This is a genomic window from Pseudomonas sp. NY15354 (genome assembly GCF_048068075.1).
Taxonomy (GTDB): domain Bacteria; phylum Pseudomonadota; class Gammaproteobacteria; order Pseudomonadales; family Pseudomonadaceae; genus Aquipseudomonas; species Aquipseudomonas guariconensis_C.
This window is the reverse complement of sequence record NZ_JBLUPV010000040.1, coordinates 1-22315: the sequence shown is the minus strand read 5'-3', so window position 1 is coordinate 22315 and position 22315 is coordinate 1. Positions and strand designations below refer to the sequence as shown.

Here is a 22315-nt window from a genome sequence, read left to right as displayed (position 1 = left end):
TCCTCAGGCACGCGGCATGCCGAGCATGCGTTCGGCGATGATGTTGCGCTGGATCTCGTTGGTGCCGGCGTAGATCGGCCCGGCCTGGGCGAACAGGAAGCCGTCCAGCCATTGGCCGACATCGCCGGCCGCCGGGGCCTCAGGCAGCAGTTCGCCGCGCAGGCCCAGGATGCTCATGGCCGTTTCGTGCATGCGCAGGTCAAGCTCGGACCAGAAGATCTTGTTGGTCGAGGACTCCGGCCCGATGCGCCCGCCTTTGACCAACTGCGAAGCGGTCATGTAGGTGGACTGGGTGTAGGCCTCGGCATCGAGCCAGGCGCGCATCACCGCCTCACCGATGGCCGGATCGCGGTCAGCGGTTTCGCGGTTGGCCTGGTACAACTGCACCAGGCGCCGGGCGGTCTCCTGGAAGCGCGCGGGTGAACGCAGCATCAGCCCGCGTTCGAAGCCTGCGGTGGACATCGCCACGTGCCAGCCCATGCCCTCGCCGCCGAGGACGTTCTCCACCGGCACGCGCACGTCGTCGAAGAAGATCTCGGCAAAGCCCGGCAGGCCGTTGAGCTGCGGGATCGGGCGCACGGTGATGCCGGGCGTGTTGAGCGGCACCAGAATGAAGGTCAGGCCGTGGTGGCGCTGGGAACCTGGGTCGGTGCGGAAGATGCCGAATACCCAGTCGGCCCACACGGCGCGGGTGGACCAGGTCTTCTGGCCGTTGATCACGTAGTGGTCGCCATCACGCTCGGCGCGCGAGCGGATCGCCGCCATGTCCGAGCCGGCTCCAGGCTCCGACCAGCCCTGGGCCCAGATGTCCTGGCCGGTGGCCATGCGCGGCAGGAAGCGTGCTTTCTGCGCCTCGGTGCCGTACTCCATCAGGGTCGGGCCGAGCAGGAAGATGCCGTTCTGGTTGACCCGCGCCGGCGCACCGGCCCGGTAGTACTCTTCTTCGAAGATCAGCCACTCGATCAGGTCGCAGCCGCGCCCGCCCAGGCGGGTGGGCCAGGTGACCATGCCCCAGCGGCCGTCGTTCAGGCGCGCTTCCCAGGCGCGGTGGGCGGCAAAGCCTTCCTCGGTGTCGAACGAAGGCAGCGGTTGGCTCGGGACGTTGGCCTCGAGCCAGGCCCGCACTTCGGCGCGAAAGGCCTGTTGGGCCGGCGTGTAGGTAAGATCCATGGTCGGTGCCCTCAGCCGTTGAAGTTCGCGTTGCGCTTCTCGACGAACGAGTCGCGGGCTTCCTGGGAATCCTGGGTGCGGTAGGCCTCGAGGGTGAAGCCCTGCTCCCAGCGGTATTTGTCTTCCAGGTTGCCGTCCTCGATGCCGTTGAGCGCCTCCTTGGCCAGGCGGATCATCGCCGGGCTCTTGGCGGCGATGGACGCGGCGATGCCCAGCGCGGTCTCGCGCAGTTGCTCGCGCGGCACCACACGCTCCACCGCGCCCAGGCGATAGGCCTCGGCGGCGTCGATCATCTCGCCGGTGAAGTACATGTGGCGCACCTTCTGCACCGGGAACAGCCGCTGCAGGTGGGCACCGCCGCCCATGGCGCCACGGTCCACCTCGGGCACGCCAAAGCGCGCGCAGTCGGCGGCGACGACGATGTCGGCGGCGCCGCAGATGCCGATGCCACCGCCCAGCACGAAGCCATGCACAGCGACGATCACCGGCACCTTGTTGCGGTGCACGGCCTTGAAGGTGTCGTAGTTGCCCTTGTTGACCGCGACGATCAGGTTGCCGTCGGCGGCCAGTTCCTTGATATCGACCCCGGCGCAGAAGCCACGGCCTTCGGCGCGGATGACGATGACCCTGACCTGCGCGTCGTCGCCCAGCGCCTGCAGGGTGCTGGCGATGTCGGCCCAGCCCTGGCTGTTGAAGGCATTGACCGGGGGATGGTTGAAGACCATCTCGGCAATGCCGTTATCAATGCTCACGTTGAATGGTTGCACTGGGAGTCCCCCTCACGAAATTCGGCGGCACAGCGCGCCCAGACGCTGCTCGGCGTCCTGGACGATCTGCTCTATCAGTTCGGCGCAGCCCGGCAGGCTGTCGATACCCGCGGCCACTTGCCCGGCCGGCAGCACGCCCTCGGCGGGCCGGCCTTCGACCATGGCTTTCTGGATGACCATTGGGGCGTTGGCGGCCATCAGGCTCTGGGCGGCCGTCAGGCCCCCGTCGCGGCGCATCTTCAGCGCGCTGCCCAACAGCTGGCCCAGCCCCAGGCCGGTGTGGCGGCGGTAGGCCAGGCCACTGCGCACGGCCAGCAGCCAGCGGCGCAGGCCACTGCTGGTTTCGAGCTCATCGAGCAGCTCGTTGCGGATCATGCGTTGCGGCAGGCCATCGATGGCTCGGCTGACGATCACCGCCGCCGGATCCTTGACTGCCAGGTAGCGCGCCAAGGTGGCCTGGGGCACCGGGCTGTCGGCGGTCATCAGAAACCGCGTGCCCATGGCGATGCCGTCGGCGCCCTGGGCCAGGGCCGACACCAGCCCGCGGCCATCCTTGAAGCCGCCTGCGGCCACCACCGGCACCTGCACCGCATCCAGCACCTGGCCCAGCAACATGGCCGTGGGCACCGCACCGGTGTGGCCGCCGCCTTCGCCGCCCTGCACGGTCACCACGTCGGCGCCCATCTCCACGGCCTTCTGCGCGTGCTTGAGGGCGCCCACGGTGGGCATGCAGACCACGCCGGCATCCTTGAGCCGGGCGATCATCTGCTTGCCGGGCGAGCGGCTGTAGCTGACCGCGCGCACTTGGTGGCGCACCACCAGCTCGACGATTTCTTCGGCGTTGGCCTGGTACATATGGAAGTTGACCCCGAACGGGCGGTCAGTCAGGCGCTTGGTTTCGAGGATCGCCGCTTCCATCTGCCGCGGCTCGATGGTCGCCCCGGCCAAAAAGCCAAAGCCCCCGGCGTTGCAGGTGGCGGCCACCAGGCGCGGGTCGGCGACCCAGCCCATGGCGGTCTGGATGATCGGGTAACGGCAACCGAGCAAGGCGGTCAGGCGGGTATCGAGTGACACGGCCATGCTCACGCCCTCCCCTGTTCGCGCTGGGAACTGGCCATGGCCTTGGCGTCATAGCCGCCCAGGCGATCGCCGGACACCAGTTCGTTGTGGGCATGGGCGAAGTGATGCAGGCCGAACACCATGTCCATGGTCGAGCGCTTGCCCATCAGGTCTTCGGCGTTGTTCACCGCCTGCTTGCTCAGTTGCAGGCCCAGGCGCGGCATCTGGGCGATCTGCCCGGCCATGGCCAGGGTTTCCTGCTCCAGCTGCTCGCGGGGCACCACGCGGTTGAGCATGCCCATCTGGTAGGCACGCGCCGCCGGCATCGGCGCGCCAAGGAAGAGAAACTCCTTGGCGATACGTGGGTTGAGCTCATGCACGTGGGCGAAGTACTCCACCCCCGGAATCCCCATGCGCACCACCGGGTCGCGGAAGTACGCATCGTCGCTGGCCACGATCAGGTCGCAGACCCAGGCCAGCATCAGGCCGCCAGCGATACAGGCACCCTGGACCATGGCGATGGTCGGCTTGGGCATATCGCGCCAGCGCCGGCACATGCCCAGGTACACCTCTTGCTCGCGGGCATAGAGGAATTCACCCCCGGGCTTGTCGACGTGGTCGTACCACAGGCTCACGCGCTCGAAGCTCTGGTTCACGTCACGCCCTGGCGTGCCGATGTCGTGCCCGGCGGAGAAATGCTTGCCAGCCCCGCGCAGGACGATGACCTTGACGTTGTCATCGGCGCACGCACGGGCGAAGGCCGCGTCCAGGGCATAGGTCATCCGCGAGTTCTGGGCGTTGTGGTACTCGGGGCGGTTCATGGTGACCAGGGCTACCCCGTCCCGCACTTCGTACAGCACCACCTCATCGGCCTCTTTATTGTTTTGCTCGCTCATTACTGCACTCCGGCAAGGCGGTTGGCTGGAACGGGCTGTCAGCGCGCTGGGCGCTGGCCCGGTGGGTTGTCCTTGAGCTGGCTGGCGCGCAGGTTGTGCGGGTCCAGTCGCTGGATCAGCTGCAACTGCGCCTCGGTCGGCGCGGTGGTCACCGGGCAGTGCTCGGGCACATGCAGGGCAAAGCCTGTGTTGTCGCGCACCTCGTCCAGGCTCACGCCGGGGTGCAGCGAACGCACGCGCACCTGGTGCTGGGGCCCGAGGAAGTCGAGCACGCACAGGTCGGTGACGATCAGGCGGATGTCGATGTCATCCAGCGACCAGCCACGGGCCAGGCGCTCGGGGTTGTAGCCCACCGAGGCGACCACGTCGCACTCGCCCTCGACGAACACCCGGCGGTTGTGGCTGGGCACATAGAACGAGTTGGCATGGCTGATGGAGTTGCCTGGCAGGCCACGCACACCGAGCATCTGCGCCTTGGGCTTTTGGTAGTCGCCGCCGATGCAGGAGATGTTGGCCTGACCGAACCGGTCGACCTGGATCGGCCCGATCATGGCGTGGCGCTTGCCGCTCCAGACGTTGTCGAAGATGCGCGAGAAGCCCATCCAGCTGTCGCGCTTGGGCTCGTAGCCATTGCGCGCACCGACCGGCACGGGCTCGGCGACCATGTAGGCCTCCGAGTCGGTCATCATCAGTTGCGGGTTGTTGTCGAGCATGCTCAGGGAGGCCGCCAGGCGCGGGATCACGCCGATGCCGGTGGCCAGGACTTCGCCGTCGTCGCGCCAGGCTTGGGCGGCGGCGCAGATCATCAGTTCGGCGAGGCTGTAGGTGCTTGCAGTGGTCATGACGTTCCTCGCTTAGAAAACCGGCAGGGGCAGTCGACGGATGGCCTCAAGGCCCCCGCAACGTTCCAGGTACTGGGAGTGGGAACAGGCCACGTACTGATCGACATAGGCCTGCCAGCCCTCTTCGCTCTGCGCCGAGGCGACGTAGGCCTTGAAGTGCGGGACGTCGAAGCCGTACAGCGGCGCGCAGGACGAGGGGTGTGCGCCCCCTGGCACATTGGCCACCGCCGTGGTCAGGTTGCGCTCCCAGAACACCTGGTGCGCACGCGCCGGCTCCGCGTGGAACCACGCGCTGTCGACCAGCTCGTCACAGGTGACGTAGGTGCGCGCCGCAGCCCGCACGAACAGGTCATCCATGTAGTGGTCGGGTCCGGCGATCTGGCACACACCGCGCGCATCGGCGCGGTCCACGTGCACCAGGGCGGCGTCGAGCTTGAGTGCCGGCATCGCGACCCAGTCACGGCCATCGGCGTAGGGCGAGGCGATCAGCTTGATCTCGGGATTGTGGCGCAACACATCGGTGCCCAGCCCCACCGCGGTGGGGATGAACGGCACGTTCATGGCGGCGGCGCGCAGGCCCAGCAGCAGCATGCCTTCGTCGATTTCCATTACTTCGATGGCGCCTTCCTGACGCGCCTTGCGGAAGTACGGCTCGAGCGGGATGAAGTCGAGGGAGACGAAGGCGAACACCAGTTTCTTCACCTTGCCGGCGGCGCACAGCAGGCCGACGTCGGCACCGCCGTAGGCGACGATGGTCAGGTCCTTGAGGTCCGAGCGCAGGATCTCGCGCACCAGCGCCATAGGCTTGCGGCGCGGGCCCCAGCCGCCGATGCCGATGGTCATGCCGTCGCGCAGCTGGGCGACCATCTCGGCCGTGGTCATCTGTTTATCCATGGGTGTTGTCCTCATTGGCGGCCGACGCTGAAGTCATGGCCCCACTGGCTGACCACCGTGCTTTCGAACGGGGTGTGGCGGCTCCAGTCGACCACCAGGCCGTCGCAGCCGTACTCCAGGTCGAAACCGGACGGGGTCTTCATGTAGAAGGAGATCATCTGATCGTTGGTGTGCTGGCCCAGGGTCGCGGAGAGCTTCACGCCGTTGGCGTGCATGCGGTCCAGGGCGCGGCCGACGTCCTCCAGGCCATCGACCTCGACCATCATGTGCACGCAGCCGCTGGGCACTGGGCATTCGAAGATCGCCAGCGAGTGGTGGCGGCCGTTGTTGCAGTGCATGAAGTGGATGCGTTTTTCCGGCTCGGCAGGATCCGGGGTGAAGCGCACCTTCATCAGGTCCGACAGGCCAAAGCCCATCACCTGCTCATAGAAATCGCGGCAGCGATCGAAGGTCGGTGCCGGCAGGACCACATGGCCCATGCCCAGCCCGTCGCTGACGAAACCGCGCACGCCCACCGGGGAGACGAAGCGGGCGAAGTCCTGGCGCGGGCCCCAGTACAGCTCGTGGCGGTTGCCATCGGGGTCGGCGAACAAGGCCAGCGCCTGGACCTGGCGCAGCGCGGCTTGCTCAGCGCTGCCCTGCTCCACCGCCACGCCTGCGGCGTGCAGCTCGGCCACGGCCTGGTCGAAGGCGGCTTGGCCGGCCACTTCCCAGCCACAGGCGCCGAAACCGTCCTGGGCGCTGTGCTGCACCAGGATGCGGTAAGGGCGCTCGTCCATTTTCAGGAACAGACGCTCGCCGCTCTCATCCTCGACCACCATCATGCCCAGCACCTGGCTGGCGTAGTGACGCCACTGCGCAAGGTCGCTGGAACGTACGGTGACGTAACCCAGGCCACGGATATCCATGCACGATCTCCTCGTTTTTGTACTTGGCGTATTCAAGCCAGTCAGGGGGTTAGCGGCATCGTCCAATAGGACTACCGGCCCTGAGGCCGCGTGATACAGCCAGGAGCAACGGCCTTGCTCCGTGGCGAATGCTTCGCGGGTAAACCCGCTCCCACAGGTACGGTGCTGTGTCATGAGCAGCACAGAACCTGTGGGAGCGGGTTCACCCGCAAACACCGGCAAAGCCGGTGCCATACCCGGCGATTGCGGAAATGGGGCTGCGTTGCAGCCCCCCGATGGTCTTACTGCTTGTTGCGGAAATGCGGAATGACCTTCTCGCCGATGTTGCGCAGGGTCTCCCACAGGTACGGTGCTGTGTCATGAGCAGCACAGAACCTGTGGGAGCGGGTTCACCCGCGAACACCGGCAAAGCCGGTGCCATACCCGGCGATTGCGGAAATGGGGCTGCGTTGCAGCCCCCCGATGGGCTTATTGCTTGTTGCGGAAATGCGGAATGACTTTCTCGCCGATGTTGCGCAGGGTCTCCAGCTGAGCCCACTGCGGCACGGTGCCCATCTGGCAGATGAACAGGATCTCGTCGGCGCCAGCGTCGATCAGGCGCTGCACGTAACCGATGCAATCCTCGACGGTGCCGTAGGCGTGGTTGGGGTTCATCATCGCCATGGTCGGGTCGGAGAAGTCCACGCGCACTTCCTCGGAGGCGAAGCGCGACTTGATCACCGCCTGGCCGTTGCCATCGACGTAGGTGTCGTCTTTCCACTTCTCCGGGTCCGGACGCTCGCCACCGCCGTACCAGTAGCCCAGCGACTCCATGAAGTAACGCTGACCACGGATACCGATGCGGCGCGCAGCCTCGTTGTCGTCCAGCACGATGGCTGGACACAGCGCGGCGATGTGGCGGTTCGGGCGGAAACCGACCTGATTGCGCTCTTCACGATTGTCGAAGGCCTGGTGGTACACCTCGACCTTCTTGGCGATCTCTTCAGGGCCACCAAAGCCCAGCACCAGCGCGCCCATGCCACGGCCACCGGCGTTCTTCAGCGACTCGGTGTTGGTGCACGCCAGGTACATCGGCGGGTGCGGATCCTGGTACGGCTTGGGATGGATCGGACGCTTGGGGATCTTGACGAAGTCGCCGTGGTGCTCGATCTCGTCCTGCACGAACATTTTCGGAATCAGGTACATGGCCTCGTCGATCTGCGGCTGCAGGGTCGCCAGGTCGTAGCCGAACGTACCGGCCTCTTGCTGGGTGCCGCCCTTGCCCACGCCGAAGTGCACGCGGCCCTTGGACAGCAGGTCCAGGGTGGCGATGCGCTCGGCCACCTTGACCGGGTGGTTCATCGCCGGCGGCAGGCACACCACGCCGTGGCCGATGCCGATGCGCTCGGTCTTGCCGGCCACGAAGGCGAGCATGGTTTCCGGCGCGGACATGTGCGAGTAGTTGGTCAGCGCGGTGTGCTCCACGCACCAGAAGGTGTCGAAGCCCAGCTTGTCGGCCAGCACCGCCTGCTCGACGGTGTCATCGAAGATCTTGCGGTCACCCTCGCGGCTGGCATCGATCGTCTGGGCTTCGTAAATCAGCGAGAATTTCATGTGCGTTCCTTGTTGTTCTGTTGACGTTGGCCGGCAGCGCCGGCCTTGGTCACATCCTCTGGCATCGCGAATGCGCTCGAATCCCTAAAACGGACTAGCCGGTTTCGGTGAGCACCCAACGACTCAGAGGAAGAAGTCGGTGGTGTCCTGGCCCATGCTCACGCCACCGAGGTTCCAGGCGTACTTGGCCGGGCTGTTGGCGACGTGGGCACGACCGGTGTGGATGTCACGGAACGCACGGTTGATCGGGTGACCACGGAAGATGGTCGAGGCGCCGCTGTTGAACATCAGCTGCGCCGCCGCCTTGGCGCAGCGATCGGCCACCAGGGCCGAGTCGTAGCGCATCTTCACCCGCGCCTGCATCTCGAGCGGGGTGCCGGCCCGGGCGTTGTCGAGCATCACCTCGAAGTTGCGCAGCAGCACGGTGCGGCACTCATCGACACAGACCATGGCATCGGCCAGGGCGCTCTGGGCGGCTGGATCCTGGAGCATCTTGCGGCCATCGTTGACCGCCACCCGCGCCTTGTTGTGGGCGATGAAGTGATCCACCGCGCCCTGCAGCGCACCGATGGCCGAGGACGACACCGCGCGCACGAAGATCTGCCCGAACGGCAGGCGGTACAGCGGGGAGGTGTTGACCGCGTTGCCCGGGCTCTGCTGCATGAACCCGTCGACGGCGCGGTGGGTGCGGTACTCGGGCACGAAAGCATCCTCGACCAGCACGTCGTGGGAGCCGGTGGCTTCCAGGCCCATCACGTTCCAGTTGTCGATGATCTGATAGTCGCTGCGCGGCACCAGGAAGGTGCGGTAGTCCGGTGCGCCGCCCGGCTCCGCTGGCGGCACCATCGCCCCCAGGAACGCCCACTGGCAATGCTTGCTGCCCGAGGAGAAGCCCCAGCGACCGCTCAGGCGGAACCCCCCATCAACCCGCTCGACCTTGCCCACCGGCATATAGGACGAGGAAATCAGCACAGAGGTGTCCTGGCCCCAGACATCCTGTGCGGCGCGGTCATCGAACAGCGCCAACTGCCAGTTGTGGATGGCCACCACGCCCAGCACCCAAGCCGACGACATGCAGCCTTCGGCCAGGGTCATCTGCACTTCGAAGAAGTCCTTGGGCTCAAGCTCCAGGCCCTGCCAGCGGGCCGGCTGAAGAATGCGGAAGAAGCCCGCCTCGTGGAAGTCGGCGAGGGTCTCCTCCGGCAGGCGGCCCATCTGCGCGGCCTGCTCGGCACGTTCACGCAACACCGGGACCAGCTCACGGGCGCGCTGGCGCAACTGTTGGCGTACGAGGTCTTGATTCATCTTGTTGTTCTCCTCTGGTCGCCCCGTTCCCCGGAGCGTGCGAGAGAGGCGTTGGGCCTCCACCGAAGGCATTGCAACAAGGTGAATCGCGCGCGACATCCCTCAAACGGACCATGTGAGGGTGCGCATCGACTAGTCCCGTTGGACGATGTTGGCCCTTGCAGTCATTGGAAGAATTCATCCCACTGAGACAGCCAACCCGAGGGCGTGCGATGAACGACAACAACAATTTGAAAGCCGACATGCTCCAGGCCATGCGTCGCCTGGCCAAGTCCGTGACCATCATCAGCACCAGCGACGGCAGCCAGCGTTTCGCCATGGCCGCCACCGCGGTGGACTCGCTGAGCACCGAGCCGCCATCGCTGCTGATCTGCGTCAACCAGAGCGCTTCGCCCCACGCAGCATTGGCCGCCGGCGCCAGCTTCTGCGTGAACATCCTGGGCCTGGAGCAACAGCACCTGGCACACCTGTGCAGCGGCAGCATCAAGGGCGAGGCGCGCTTCGGCCAAGGTGAGTGGCTGACCAGCGACGAAGGCATCCCGTACCTGGCCGACGCCCAGTCGTCGATCCTCTGCCGCCAGGATGGCCAGTTCGCCTACGGCACCCACACCGTGTTCATCGGTCGCATCCTGCGCATCCACACCACCCCGACCATCACCCCGCTGGTGTACCTGGACGGCCACTACACCACCACTGCCAAACCTGCGCCCCTCGCGGCCAGTGCCGGCTGAGGCGTGGCCATGACGGAGCACGCGGTGACAGCACCGCTGCGCGTCGACAGCGCCGAGCAACTGCACTGGCAGCAGCGTGCCGACCTGGTGGTGGTCGGCTTCGGCGGCGCCGGTGCCAGTGCCGCCATCGAGGCCGCCAGTCGCGGCCTTTCGGTGCTGGTGCTGGAGCGCTTCGCCGGCGGCGGCGCCACGGCCCTGAGCGGTGGCGTGGTCTATGCCGGAGGCGGTACGCCCCAGCAGTTGCAGGCCGGCTACCAGGACAGCAGCGAGGCAATGTTCAACTACTTGCGCAAGGAGGTGGGCGATGCAGTCAGCGAACAGACCCTGCGCACCTTCTGCGAAGGCAGCCTGGAGCAACTGGCCTGGCTGGAACGCCAGGGCGCGGTGTTCGAGGGCAGCATGGCCCCGCACAAGACCTCCTACCCCAGCGACCGCTACTACCTCTATTACTCAGGCAACGAGGCCGTGCCCAGCTATGCCGTGGATGCCCCCGCCGCGCCACGCGGGCATCGGACCAAGGGCTCGGGCATGTCCGGCTCGGCGTTGTTCCGTGCCTTGGCCGACAGCGCCCGGCGCCATGGCGTGCAGGTTCGCACCCAGTGCCAGGTGCGGCGTCTGGTGATCGACCGTGACGGCCAGGTAATCGGCGTCGAAGCCTGGCAATTGCCCGTCGGCAGCCGCGCGGCACGCAGCCATGCCCGCCTGGCGCGCTGGGCCGCCGCCGTGCACATGTACGTCCCGGCACTGTCCGCCAAGCTGCGCGCGCGCATGCAGCGCCTGGAACAGCGTCATGCCCAGCCCTTGCTGGTCCGCGCCGAGCACGGTGTGGTGCTGGCCAGCGGCGGTTTCGTGTTCAACCGCCAATTGCTGGGCGAACATGCGCCGCGCTACCTCGATGGCCTGCCCCTGGGCAGCAGCGGCTGCGACGGCAGCGGCATCGACCTGGGACGCAGTGTGGGCGGTAGCCTCGGGCGCATGGACAAAGTCAGCGCCTGGCGTTTCATCAACCCGCCGCTGGCCTGGGCCCGTGGCCTGATCGTCAACGCCCGAGGCGAGCGCTACTGTAACGAAGAGCTCTATGGCGCCACCCTGGGCCACGCCATGGTCGAAGAGCAGGACGGCCGCGCCCTCTTGATCCTCGATCGCACCTTGCGCCACCAGGCGCTGGCACAGGTCGGGCCAGGCAAGGTGTGGTCGTTCCAGCGCCTGCCGGTCCTGCTCAACCTGCTGTTCAACTGCCGCCGTGGCAAGACCCTGGAGCAGTTGGCCGAGCGCTGCCAGTTGCCCGCGCAGGCCCTGCGCCACAGCGTCGACAGCTACAGCCGGGCAGCCCGTGGCGAGATCGCTGACCCGCTGGGCAAATCCGCCTCGATGCTGCATGACCTGGGCCAAGGCCCCTGGTACTGCCTGGACCTTTCCTACGACAGCCAACTTTATCCCTGCCCGACCCTGACCCTGGGCGGGCTGCGGGTGTGCGAGCAAAGCGGCCGCGTGCTCGACCAGCAAGGCGCCCCCATCGCCGGGCTGTACGGCGCCGGCCGCTGCGCCGTGGGCGTGGCGTCGAACCTGTATGTCTCTGGCCTGTCCCTGGCCGACTGTGTCTTTTCCGGCCGGCGCGCCGCGGCCCATGTGGCCGAGCTCGCAGCCCGCCAACGAGCCCCACAAGGAGAACAACCATGCAACGCGCAACTGATCAGTGGCACCTGACATGAACATCCAGGCCGCCCCAGACCAGGCCCAGGCCAACCCGGCGTCGGCCAACACCCTGCGCCTGCAGGTGTGCGCGGTGATCGACGAGACCGCCGATGCCCGCTCGCTGGTGTTCGACGTCCCCGAGGCGTTGCGCGAGCGTTTTGCCTACAAGCCCGGGCAGTTCCTGAGCTTTCGGGTGACCGTGGACGGCAAGCGCCTGACCCGTTGCTACTCGATGTCCAGCTCGCCATGGACCGATGCGCGCCCCAAGGTCACCATCAAGCGTGTCGACGGCGGCCGGGTGTCGAACTGGATGAACCAGCACGTGCAGGCCGGCGACTGGCTCGAGGTGCTGCCACCGGCCGGACACTTCTGCCTCGACCAACGCCAGGCGGCCGACACCACTCGGCCGCTGGTGCTGTTTGGCGGCGGCTCCGGCATCACCCCGGTGTTCTCCCTGCTCAAGGCCGTGCTGCACAGCGGCCAGCGCCCGGTGCTGCTGGTGTATGCCAACCGTGACGAGGCGTCGGTGATCTTCCGCGAGGAACTGCGCCTGCTCACCCGCGCCCACCCGGAGCAGTTGCAGGTGGTGCACGTGCTGGACTCGCTGCAGGGCTTTCTCGATGCCGCCCAGGTGCGCCAGCTGGTACGCCATTGGCGTGGTGCGGATTACTTCATCTGCGGGCCAGGGCCGTTCATGGACACCGTGGAGACCACCTTGCTGGCCCTGGGTGAGGCGCGTGACAGCATCCATGTGGAGCGCTTCGTCTCCCCGCCAGACCCAGACAGCCAAGGCGCCACGCAGGCCCCGGTGCCGGTCGAGAGCGCCGGTTGCGAGCTGTTGCTGGTGGAGCTCGACGGCGTGACCCACGAAATCGTGCCGCGCCCAGGCGATACCCTGCTGCAAAGCTGCCGCACGGCGGGGTTGGATGTGCCGTTTTCCTGTGAAGAAGGCTTCTGCGGCGCATGCATGTGCACCGTGGAGGAAGGCCAGTCGCAGCTGACCCGTAACGACGTGCTCAGCCAGGCGGAGCTTGCCGCCGGGTGGACCTTGGCGTGCCAGGGGCATCCGCAGGGTGCGCGGGTGCGGTTGAAGTTTCCGGCGTGAGAGCGAGCGGGGCTGCAAAGCAGCTCCGGTTCGCTGGCCCCTAGTCCCTACAGACGATCCCACCCGCCCCCACAACAGGTAGACTCGCCACAGCAGCAGCTCCACAACAATAAAGACAGAGGTTCGAATATGGCTCGTTTGCAAAACAAGGTCGCGGTGGTCACCGGCGGTGCGTCAGGCATTGGCCTGGCCTGCGTGCGTCGCTTCAGCGCCGAGGGCGCCCAGGTGGTCGGGCTGGATGTCGGCCAGGCGCCTGCGGACTTCCCGGGCCTGTTCATGACCCTGGATGTGCGCAACGAAGCGCAGGTGCAGCAGGTGATGGCTGAGGTCGTCCAGCGCTTCGGGCGCATCGATGTGCTGGTCAACGCCGCTGGCGTCGCCAGCCAGGGCAGCGTCACCAGCGCCAGCACCGCCGACTGGCAGCGGGTCCTGGACATCAACCTCACCGGCAGCATGCTCACCAGCAAGCATGTGCTGGGGCAGATGCAAACCCAGCGCAGCGGCTCGATCATCAACATCGGCTCGATCTTCGGCCTGCAGGGCTGCGACGGCAACGTCGCCTACAACGTCTCCAAGGGCGGCATCAACCAGCTGACCCGCAGCATGGCCATCGACTACGGCCACGCCAACATCCGTGTCAACGGCCTGTGCCCAGGCCTGATCGAAACGCCGATGACCAGCATGGTTCGCGAGAACCAGGCGTTCCATGACTTCTTCGCCGCGCAGCACATGCTCAGCCGCGCCGGGCAGCCGGAAGAAGTGGCCAACGTCGCGCTGTTCCTGGCCAGCGACGATGCATCCTTCGTCAGCGGGCAGATGATCGCCGTGGATGGCGGTTTCTCCGCCGGCAGACGCTTCGCCCCGCCCAGCGCCTGACCCACCCGGCCGGGCCTCGCGCCCGGCTCTCCCCTTCGTATATCGATCCTCTGCCTGAGGAGGCCACATGCCGTCCGTGGAAAACGCCCAGACCTTCCCGCAACTGTTCGCCCTGGCCGCCGAGGCCTACGGCGAGCGCCCGGCCATCGAAGACGCCGGCCACTCCATCAGCTACCAGCGCCTGGATCAGCTGCGCCGCCAGGCCGCGCGTGCCCTGCTGGCCCTGGACGTACCGGTGGCGGCACGGGTGGCGGTGTGGGCCCCGAACCTTTGGGAGTGGATCGTCGCGGCCGCTGCCCTGCACAGCGTCGGCGCCACCCTGGTGCCGCTGAATACCCGCATGAAAGGCGCCGAAGCCGCGCAGGTACTGCGCGACAGCGGCACCTGCGTGCTGTTCTGCATCAGCCGCTTCCTCGACACCGACTACCCTGCCCTGCTGAACGACCTGGCGCTGCCCGCGTTGCGCCAGGTGATCCACCTGCGCCCCGAGGGCGAGGTCGGCCAGGGCCTGGCCTGGGAGGGCTTTCTCGCCCTCGCCGAGCAGGTGCCCGAGGCCCAGCTCACCGAGCGTGAGCAGCAGGTGAACGCCGACACCCTGTCGGACCTGCTGTTCACCTCTGGCACCTCGGGCAAGCCCAAGGGTGTGATGAGCTGCCATGGCCAGAACCTGCGCGTGGTACGCGACTGGAGTGAAATCGTTGGCCTGCAGGCGGGCGATCGTTACCTGATCGTCAACCCGTTCTTCCATTCCTTCGGCTACAAGGCCGGTTGGGTCGCAGCGCTGATGCGCGGCTGCACCGTGCTGCCGCAGCAGGTGTTCGACACCCAGGCGCTGCTCGAATGCATCCAGCGCGAGCGCATCAACGTGCTGCCCGGGCCACCGACGCTGTACCAGTCTCTGCTGGCCCACCCTCAGCGCGAGGCGTATGACCTGGGCAGCCTGCGCATTGCCGTGACCGGCGCGGCGTCGATCCCGGTGCAGATGATCCGGCGCATGGGCAGCGAGCTCGGCTTTGCCACCATCGTCACCGCCTACGGCCTGACCGAGGCCTGTGGCTTCGTCACCATCTGCCGCGCCGGCGACAGCGCCGAACGGGTCGCCACCACCTGCGGCCGGGCGATGCCCGACGTCGAGGTGCGCTGCGTCGACCCGCAAGGCCAGCCAGTGCCGGCCAACCAGCCAGGCGAAGTGCTGGTGCGCGGCTACAACCTGATGCGCGGCTACCTGGACGATCCGCAGGCCAGCCGCGAGGCGATCGACACCGAGGGCTGGCTGCACACCGGGGATGTGGGGGTACTCGATGAGGAGGGTTACCTGCGTATCACCGATCGCCTGAAGGACATGTTCATCACCGGTGGATTCAACGTGTACCCGGCGGAGATCGAACAGACCCTGGTGCGCTACCCCGGTGTGGCCCAGGCGGCGGTGATCGGCATCGCCGATGAGCGTTTGGGCGAAGTGGCCATGGCCTTTTTGCTGCCGGTGCCGGGGCAGCGGATCGACGAAGCGGCGTTTTTGACCTGGTGCCGGGAACAGATGGCCAACTACAAAGTGCCACGGCGCGTCCAGGTGCTGGACAACATGCCACTCAATGCCACCGGCAAGGTGGCCAAGCAGGTGCTGCGCGACTGGGTTGCGGTGCCCGCTTGAGATCCCCGGGGGCGCTTTGCGCCCCATCGCGGCACGAGGCCGCTCCTACACAGGGGCCGTGCGGAACATGTGGAGCGACTGTCTTGTGTTGCTTTCGCCGGCCTATTCGCGGGTAAACCCGCTCCCACAGGTCCTGCGGTGCTTTCACTGACACCGCTGCACCTGTGGGAGATTCTAGGGTTGAGGGCAAAGCTTTTTTGCCCCTTTGCTGACGTACTCCCACAGGGATTGCGCTGAACCCTGTGGGAGATTCTATGGTGCCGGACAAGCTTGAATCGCCTTTGGTTGCTATCCCTTGACACTTTTCAGCCGTGCAAATACCAGCCCTGGCGCAGTTTCCACAGGCACAGCGGTGTTGTTGAGAACACCGGAGAACCTGTGGGAGCGGGTTTACCCGCGAAGCAAACGCCTCGGTGAATGGCACCGGCTGCGCCGGTGTTCGCGGGTAAACCCGCCCACAGCGCTCGCGTCGATCCGAAAGGCATCGCTGAACCTGCCCCTGCAGAGCCAGCGCAGCGCCAAAGAGCACCGCTAAACCTGTAGCGGGTTTGCCCGCGAAAGGGCCGCTGAGGCTGGCTAGATGACCCGGGCTGGATGCTGCTGACGGGGTTCGCCCAGCATGGCGCGGTGCGACGGAGGCTGGCGACCGCCGGCTTCGGTGATGCCGTAGCGCGGGGCGATCTCGGCGCTGATCAGGGTCTGGCCGCTGTACTCAGCCAGTTGCGGGTCGTTGAGCAGCGCATGGATCAGCCGCCCATTGAACTGCGGGGTCTCGGCGTTCTCCAGGAAGGCGCGGTACTGCTCGCCATGCTGCTCCCCGGCGATGCGCGTACGCTCGGTCAACTGCGGCCCAAGCCACAGCGAGACCGCCGCCACGCCACGCCCTTCGAAATCCACGGCCATGTCCGCCGCGAACTTGTCGCAGCCGGCCTTCTGCGCGCCATAGGCCGGCCCGTGCATGTAACAGCCCGCCCCAAAGGACGAGGTGAAGCACACCAGCGCACGCCCGCTGCGCAGCAGCAATGGCGCCGCGTGATAGCTGGCGACATAGGCCGAGCGCAGGCCGACATCGAGGATGCGCACCAGCGACAGCGGCTTCTCCCAGAACGGGCCCGGCTCGATCAGTTTGTCATGGATATGGGCCACGTTGTTGACCAATAGATCCAGCTTGCCGCATTCGCGCTCGATGCGCTCGAACAGCGCCCGCACCTGCTCATCGTCGCCATGGTCACAGGCCACGGCGATACCCCGCCCGCCTGCCGCGTCGATGGCCGCGGCCGTGCCCAGCAGGTCGCCCTCCAGGGCCTGGCCATAGAGCGTCGAGCCGCCCTGCCCGGACATCCTTCCTGTGACGTACACGGTCATGCCCGCCTCCCCCAGCGCCTGGGCGATACCGCGCCCGACACCGCGGCTGGCGCCTGTGACCAACGCTACCTGTGGCCTTTCGTTGTGCATGCTTACCTCCCGGTCGTGGCCAGGGCCGGTTGACCCTGGTTGTGTTCGCTATGGGCATGGATATGGTTGGCCGCCAGGTAGCCGAAGGTCATGGCCGGGCCAAGGGTGGCGCCGGCACCTGGGTAGGTGCGGCCCATCATGGACGCCGCGCTGTTGCCGATGGCGTACAGGCCAAGGATCGGCCCGCCATCCTGGTGCAGCACCTGGGCGTGGGTATTGGTGAGCAGGCCGCCCTTGGTGCCGATGTCGCCGGCATCCACCCGCACGGCATAGAACGGCCCCTTGGCCAGCGGCGCCAGGCATGGGTTGGGCTGCACACCTGGGTCACCGTAGTAGCGGTCGAACAGCGACTCGCCCTTGCCGAAATCATCATCACGGCCAACGACGGCCATGGCATTGAAGCGCTGCACGGTCCGGCCAAGGCCGCTGGCATCGACGCCAATCCGCGCCGCCAGCGTGCCCAGGTCATCGGCCTTGTGCAGCACCTGGCGCAGGTGGGGCGGCAAGCGCCAGTCCGGCTGGGCATAGCCGGGCAACAGCGGGCCGCAGGGGTACTTGCGCCGGAACTGGGCGTCGAACACCATCCAGCACGGCACGCTGGTGGCGCCTTCGCGGTTGTTCGCGTACATGGCATAGACGATGTCGCTGTAGGGGGCGCCTTCGTTGACGAAGCGCTCGCCGGCCGAGTTGACCAGAATGCAGCCCGGCAGGTTGCGCTCGACGAACAACGCGCGCTGCTTTTCTTCGCCCGCCACCTGCACGGTCGGCGCCCACCAGCTGTGCTCCATCAGCGCCGTGCAAGCGCCAACGGCCAGGGCCGCGCGAATGCCATCACCGGTGTTATGGGGCGGGGTCGCGCTCCAGCCGGCGTTGGAGGGCTGCGGGTGATACTGCTCGCGCATCGCCTGGTTACGCTCGAAGCCACCAGCGGCGATGATCACGCCGTGGCGGGCCTTGATGTTCAGCCATTGCCCGTCGCGCAGCACCCGAGCCCCGCCGATGCGTTCGCCGACGATCAGCAACTGATCGAGCTGGCAGTCAAGCCACAGCGGCACGCCCCGGTCGAGCAACGAGCAGCGCAAGGCTCCCACCAGGGCGTTGCCCAGGGTCAGGAAACGGTCGCGGCGCGACAGCTTGCGCCCTTTACGGTCGCGCCAGTAGCGCCACAGCACCTTGGCGGTCAGGCCCATCCAGCCTTTGCCTCGGCACAGCAATACCCGCGCTTCCTTCATGGTCATGGCCATGCGCCCCATCATCAGGGTGCCAGGCGATGGCGCGCGCATACGCAGGAATTCATCGCCCAGTTGCGCGGCGTCGAATGGCAACGGGTCCATGGAGCGGTAGCCCGGCTTGCCGCCCGGCACTTCGGGGTAGTAGTCGGTGTATTGGGCCTGGGCTTCGAAGCGCACGCGGGTGTCGCGCTCCAGGTACTGGACCATGCTCCGGGCGTGTTCGACATAGGCCTCGATGCGCCCGTCGTCGACCTCGCCATGGGTCACGGCCTTGAGGTAGGCCACGGCCTCGGCGGCCGAATCCGCGCCGCCCAAGGCCGCTACGCGGTGGTTGTCGGGGATCCAGATCCCCCCGCCGGACACCGCCGAGGTGCCGCCGTACTGCTCGCTCTTCTCGATCACCAGGGTGTCGAGCCCCAGGTCATGGGCTCGCAGCGCGGCGGTCATGCCGCCCGCACCCGAACCGATCACCAGCACATCGCAACATTCGTCCCACCTGATCATGCACGCACCTCCTCGGGGCAGACGCCACCACAGCCCGCGCCGGAAAAGGGAGAACGCGGCCGGGGCCAAGGGCTCGCTCGATTGTCTGGCGCAGTGCATGACCGGGCATCGTCCAATGGGACTATCGAGTCACCACCCATAGCGCGTAGTCCACTTGGACGATGTTGCTCCAAGGGCTCGGTCCCATAGTCGGCCCTGCTTCACCTCCCAAAACCGGAACGTCGGTCGGGCAGGCATGCCCGCGCATGAGGACGACAATGATAAAAACAACAATCGCCCCCCAACCCCTTAACACGTACGTGCGTCTATCCCTGTTGCTGCTGGCCGGGGGCCTGAGCCAACAGACCAGTGCCTTGACCTTCCAACCCAACGATGACCTGAGCGTCGATTGGGACACCACGGTGAGCTACAGCCTTGCCTGGCGTACCGAAAAGCGTGACCACAAACTCGTGGCCAACGCCGACGGCAACGACGGCGACAACGCCTTCGACCGCGGCGACCTGATTACCGATCGCGTGGGTTTCCTCACCGAGGCCAACCTGCGCTGGAAAGAGAACTACGGCCTGTTCATGCGCGCTTCGGGCTTCTATGACAAGGCCTACGATCAGAGCAACGACAACGACACCGGTACCTCCAACTGCTTCGCCAGTGGCGTGTGCAGCAAACCGAACCAGTTCCCCAAGGACACCGTCGACCAGCACCGCGACGACCTGCGCCTGCTCGATGCCTATGCCTACGGCACCTGGGACATGGCCGGCCACAACCTCAACCTGCGCGTGGGCGACCAGGTGGTGAGCTGGGGTGAAAGCCTGTTCTACCCAGGCGTCTCGGGCGCCCAAAGCCCGGTGGATGCCACCAAGGCGACCACCCCGGGCGTCGAGGTGAAGGAAGTCCTGTTGCCGGTCGGCCAGGTATTCACTCAGTTCAGCCTGACCGACGACCTGGATCTGGAAGCCTACTACCAGTACAAATGGGAAAAGACCGACCTGTTCGGGGTCGGCAGCTACTTCTCCACCACCGACTTCATCGACCGTGGCGGCTACAGCGACGCCACCGGCTTCGTCCACCGCCTGCCGGACGACGAGCCGAGCGACAGCGGCCAGTACGGTGTGGCCCTGCGCTACAGCGCAGCGTCGCTGAACAACACCGAGTTCGGCCTGTACTACGTGCGCTACCACGACAAGACCCCGACCCTGGACTTCCAGAGCGACCTGGGCTTCTACCGTGCGCGCTACTTCGACAACATCGACCTGTACGGCGCAAGCTTCGCCACCGTGCTCGGCGACACCAGCCTTGCCGGTGAAGTGAGCTACCGCGACGGCCAGCCGGTGATGGTCGACAACGGTTTCTCCAGCGCGGTACGCGCCGAGACCTTGCAGGCCCAGGTGTCGGCCATCCACGTATTCGGCCCCAACGCCTTCTCCGACAACACCACCCTGACCGGCGAGCTGGTCTACAACACCGTGCTCAACAACGACAAGTCCGACCCGCTGACCCTGGTCCCGGGCTTCTCCCTGCCGGGCACCGATTCGCTGGTCGGCGATCGCGATGCCTGGGGTTACACGGTGCAAGTCAACTTCGACTACAACGACGTGTTCAGTGGCTGGGACATGTCGGTGCCGATCAACTTCAGCACCGCCGCCCAGCACGACAGCGCCCTGACCGGCTCGATCAACTACGGCCAAGGCGACGACCGCGCCAGCATCGGCACCACCTGGCGCTACCTCGGCAACTTCACCGTCGAGGCTCTCTACAGCGCCTACCTGGGTAATGCCAATAACTCGCCCTGGGCCGACCGCGACAACGTTGCGCTCAACTTCAAATACCGGTTCTGAAGCCCCTGACGGAGGATCATCGACATGTCCAATCTCAAGCATCCCTGGATACGCACCACCCTCGCCGTCGCCCTGCTCGGCAGCAGCCTGGCCCTGCAGGCCAACGTCAGCGGCACCGATGCCGCATCCCTGGGCAAGGACCTGACGCCCATGGGCGCCGAGCGCGCCGGCAACGCCGATGGCAGCATCCCGGCCTGGACCGGCAAATGGCGTGGCGCCCCACCTCAGGTGAAGTTCGCCGGCCCCGGCACGCCCTACCCGGATCCGTATGCCGACGAAAAGCCGCTGTTCGTCATTACCGCGCAGAACATGGACCAGTACGCGGCCAACCTCTCCGACGGCCAGAAGGCGCTGTTCAAGCGTTACCCCGACACCTTCAAGATGCCGGTCTACCCCAGCCACCGGGATTTTCGTGTCGATCCGGACACCGAGGCAGCCATCAGCCGCAACGCCGCGAGCGCCAAGCTCAGCAGCGACGGCAATGACGCCCTGGACGCCTTCGGCGCCTCGCCCTTCCCGGTGCCGAAGAACGGCAACGAGCTGATCCTCAACCACACCATGCAGGCCCGTGCGATCACCGAGGAAGCCAACTACAACCAGGTGGTGGTCTACGCCGACAACAACCGCGTGCTGGAGAAGGTCAACTACAAGATCTACTCGCTGTGGTCCGATCCCAAGCAGAACGCGCAGAGCACCAATGGCGTGTTCACCGACTTCCTGCTGACCACCCTGGAGCCTGTGCGCAAGAAAGGTGAGATCGTCGTCGGTCACGAGTTCATCAACGCCGCCGCCCAGCCCCGCCAGGCCTGGCAGTACACCCCTGGCCAGCGCCGCGTGCGCCGTGCGCCAACCGTGGGCTATGACTCTCCGACCGGTGCCGGTGGTTTCCGCGTGTACGACGAGGACCGCCTGTTCAACGGTGCCACCGACCGTTACGACTGGAAGATCGTCGGCAAGAAAGAGATCTACATCCCCTACAACAACTACAAGATCGACAGCCCGCAAGTCAGCCAGGCCGAGATCATCAATGCCGCCGGTCACATCAACCCTGACCTGATGCGTTACGAGAAGCACCGCGTCTGGGTCCTGCAGGCCACCCTCAAGCCGAGCGCGCGTCACATCTATGCCAAGCGTACCTTCTACATCGACGAGGACAGCTGGGCTGCAACCCTGGCCGACAACTACGATGCCCGTGGCCAGCTGTGGCGCACCAACATGCAGACCTCGGTGTATGCCTACGACATCCAGCGCTTCCATGCGCGCCTGGGCCTGTACCATGACCTGATCGCCGGCTCCTACATGGTCGACCGCCTGCTCGACGGCCAGACCCCGGCCAAGCTCAACGCCAGCAACTTCGGCGCTGACGAGTTCACCCCGGGCAACCTGCGCAAGCTCGGTACCCGCTAAGTTTCACCGCTGCGAAAGCCCCTGGTCGAAAGGCCGGGGGCTTTTTGTTTGTCCTGCGAACCGCCAGCCCCGCAGGCCCTGACCAGGTTATGGCCTGCGGCATTTGCCCTACCGTGCCAGTTGCCGTTGATGCGCGATGGACCAGGCGCCACCAATCGCGACCTCAGGAGGCTGAGTGGAGGTGCCTGGAGGGGCAGGCGCGTAGCGCCCTTCGGCGAGAGCCGAAGTCGCGAGATGGAGGCTGGCGCAGCCAGCCGGAGGCCGCGAAGCCCCGCAAGACAATGAAGAGGGAACCCCGCCACGGGCGGGGCTGATGTGGGAGCCAGCGGTTTTTGCCTACTTTTGCCCAAGAGCAAAAGTAGGTCGCCGTAAAGGCGAAAAGCGCCAGTG

18 protein-coding genes are annotated in these 22315 nt (G+C 66.3%); 7 read left to right on the top strand and 11 right to left on the bottom strand.

The annotated features are described in order from the left end of the window. Positions 1-3 precede the first annotated feature (3 nt). From ACNFCH_RS24015 to ACNFCH_RS23975, 9 genes are all read right to left on the bottom strand, one after another. Positions 4-1170, bottom strand: a complete 1167-nt coding sequence (locus ACNFCH_RS24015) for an acyl-CoA dehydrogenase family protein (RefSeq protein WP_337157360.1) — start codon at positions 1168-1170, stop codon at positions 4-6. Positions 1171-1181: 11 nt separating this feature from the next. Next, a complete protein-coding gene (locus ACNFCH_RS24010; protein ID WP_196163514.1) occupies positions 1182-1937 on the bottom strand; it encodes an enoyl-CoA hydratase family protein in 756 nt (251 codons plus the stop codon). 12 nt (positions 1938-1949) lie between these two features. Next, positions 1950-3017: a nitronate monooxygenase gene (locus tag ACNFCH_RS24005; protein ID WP_337157359.1), complete on the bottom strand. Its 1068-nt coding sequence runs from the start codon at positions 3015-3017 to the stop codon at positions 1950-1952. Positions 3018-3019: 2 nt separating this feature from the next. Beyond that, on the bottom strand, positions 3020-3892 hold the full coding sequence (locus tag ACNFCH_RS24000) for an enoyl-CoA hydratase (RefSeq protein ID WP_337157358.1): 873 nt from the start codon (positions 3890-3892) through the stop codon (positions 3020-3022). A gap of 38 nt (positions 3893-3930) precedes the next feature. Continuing rightward, on the bottom strand, positions 3931-4734 hold the full coding sequence (locus tag ACNFCH_RS23995; RefSeq protein ID WP_196163511.1) for a CoA-transferase subunit beta: 804 nt from the start codon (positions 4732-4734) through the stop codon (positions 3931-3933). A gap of 12 nt (positions 4735-4746) precedes the next feature. Further along, on the bottom strand, positions 4747-5628 hold the full coding sequence (locus ACNFCH_RS23990; RefSeq protein WP_337157357.1) for a CoA transferase subunit A: 882 nt from the start codon (positions 5626-5628) through the stop codon (positions 4747-4749). Positions 5629-5639: 11 nt separating this feature from the next. Continuing rightward, a complete protein-coding gene (locus ACNFCH_RS23985) occupies positions 5640-6536 on the bottom strand; it encodes a VOC family protein (protein WP_337157356.1) in 897 nt (298 codons plus the stop codon). A 468-nt stretch (positions 6537-7004) separates the two neighbouring features. Continuing rightward, positions 7005-8129 (bottom strand): LLM class flavin-dependent oxidoreductase, encoded by a 1125-nt coding sequence (locus ACNFCH_RS23980; protein WP_070094496.1) that lies wholly within the window; start codon positions 8127-8129, stop codon positions 7005-7007. A gap of 123 nt (positions 8130-8252) precedes the next feature. After that, positions 8253-9434 carry an acyl-CoA dehydrogenase family protein gene (locus ACNFCH_RS23975; protein WP_416744162.1) on the bottom strand — a complete coding sequence of 394 codons (1182 nt, stop codon included), beginning with the start codon at positions 9432-9434 and terminating at the stop codon, positions 8253-8255. Between the two features lie 212 nt (positions 9435-9646). On the opposite strand from ACNFCH_RS23975, the gene ACNFCH_RS23970 reads away from it, so the two are divergent. The 5 genes from ACNFCH_RS23970 to ACNFCH_RS23950 all read left to right on the top strand — a co-directional run bounded on the left by ACNFCH_RS23970 (position 9647) and on the right by ACNFCH_RS23950 (position 15492). Continuing rightward, entirely contained in the window at positions 9647-10165 is a 519-nt protein-coding gene (locus ACNFCH_RS23970) for a flavin reductase family protein (RefSeq protein ID WP_196163506.1), read from the top strand. 9 nt (positions 10166-10174) lie between these two features. After that, entirely contained in the window at positions 10175-11872 is a 1698-nt protein-coding gene (locus ACNFCH_RS23965; protein ID WP_337157354.1) for an FAD-binding protein, read from the top strand. Between the two features lies 1 nt (position 11873). Continuing rightward, a complete protein-coding gene (locus tag ACNFCH_RS23960) occupies positions 11874-12965 on the top strand; it encodes a 2Fe-2S iron-sulfur cluster-binding protein (RefSeq protein WP_416744160.1) in 1092 nt (363 codons plus the stop codon). 129 nt (positions 12966-13094) lie between these two features. Further along, positions 13095-13841 (top strand): SDR family NAD(P)-dependent oxidoreductase, encoded by a 747-nt coding sequence (locus ACNFCH_RS23955; protein WP_416744157.1) that lies wholly within the window; start codon positions 13095-13097, stop codon positions 13839-13841. Between the two features lie 67 nt (positions 13842-13908). After that, the gene (locus ACNFCH_RS23950; protein ID WP_416744155.1) at positions 13909-15492 is read left to right on the top strand and encodes a FadD3 family acyl-CoA ligase; all 1584 of its coding nucleotides are present in this window, start codon (positions 13909-13911) and stop codon (positions 15490-15492) included. Between the two features lie 576 nt (positions 15493-16068). Here ACNFCH_RS23950 and ACNFCH_RS23945 read toward each other — a convergent pair. Together ACNFCH_RS23945 and ACNFCH_RS23940 are read right to left on the bottom strand one after the other, a co-directional pair. Next, entirely contained in the window at positions 16069-16947 is an 879-nt protein-coding gene (locus tag ACNFCH_RS23945; protein WP_337157350.1) for an SDR family NAD(P)-dependent oxidoreductase, read from the bottom strand. A gap of 2 nt (positions 16948-16949) precedes the next feature. Continuing rightward, positions 16950-18683 (bottom strand): FAD-dependent oxidoreductase, encoded by a 1734-nt coding sequence (locus ACNFCH_RS23940; protein ID WP_337157349.1) that lies wholly within the window; start codon positions 18681-18683, stop codon positions 16950-16952. Positions 18684-18940: 257 nt separating this feature from the next. Here ACNFCH_RS23940 and ACNFCH_RS23935 point away from each other — a divergent pair, with 257 nt between their 5' ends. Both ACNFCH_RS23935 and ACNFCH_RS23930 read left to right on the top strand, forming a co-directional pair. Beyond that, a complete protein-coding gene (locus ACNFCH_RS23935; RefSeq protein ID WP_337157348.1) occupies positions 18941-20518 on the top strand; it encodes a DUF1302 domain-containing protein in 1578 nt (525 codons plus the stop codon). A 24-nt stretch (positions 20519-20542) separates the two neighbouring features. Next, complete coding sequence (locus tag ACNFCH_RS23930) at positions 20543-21925, top strand: DUF1329 domain-containing protein (protein WP_416744152.1); 1383 nt, start codon at positions 20543-20545, stop codon at positions 21923-21925. Positions 21926-22315: the final 390 nt, after the last annotated feature.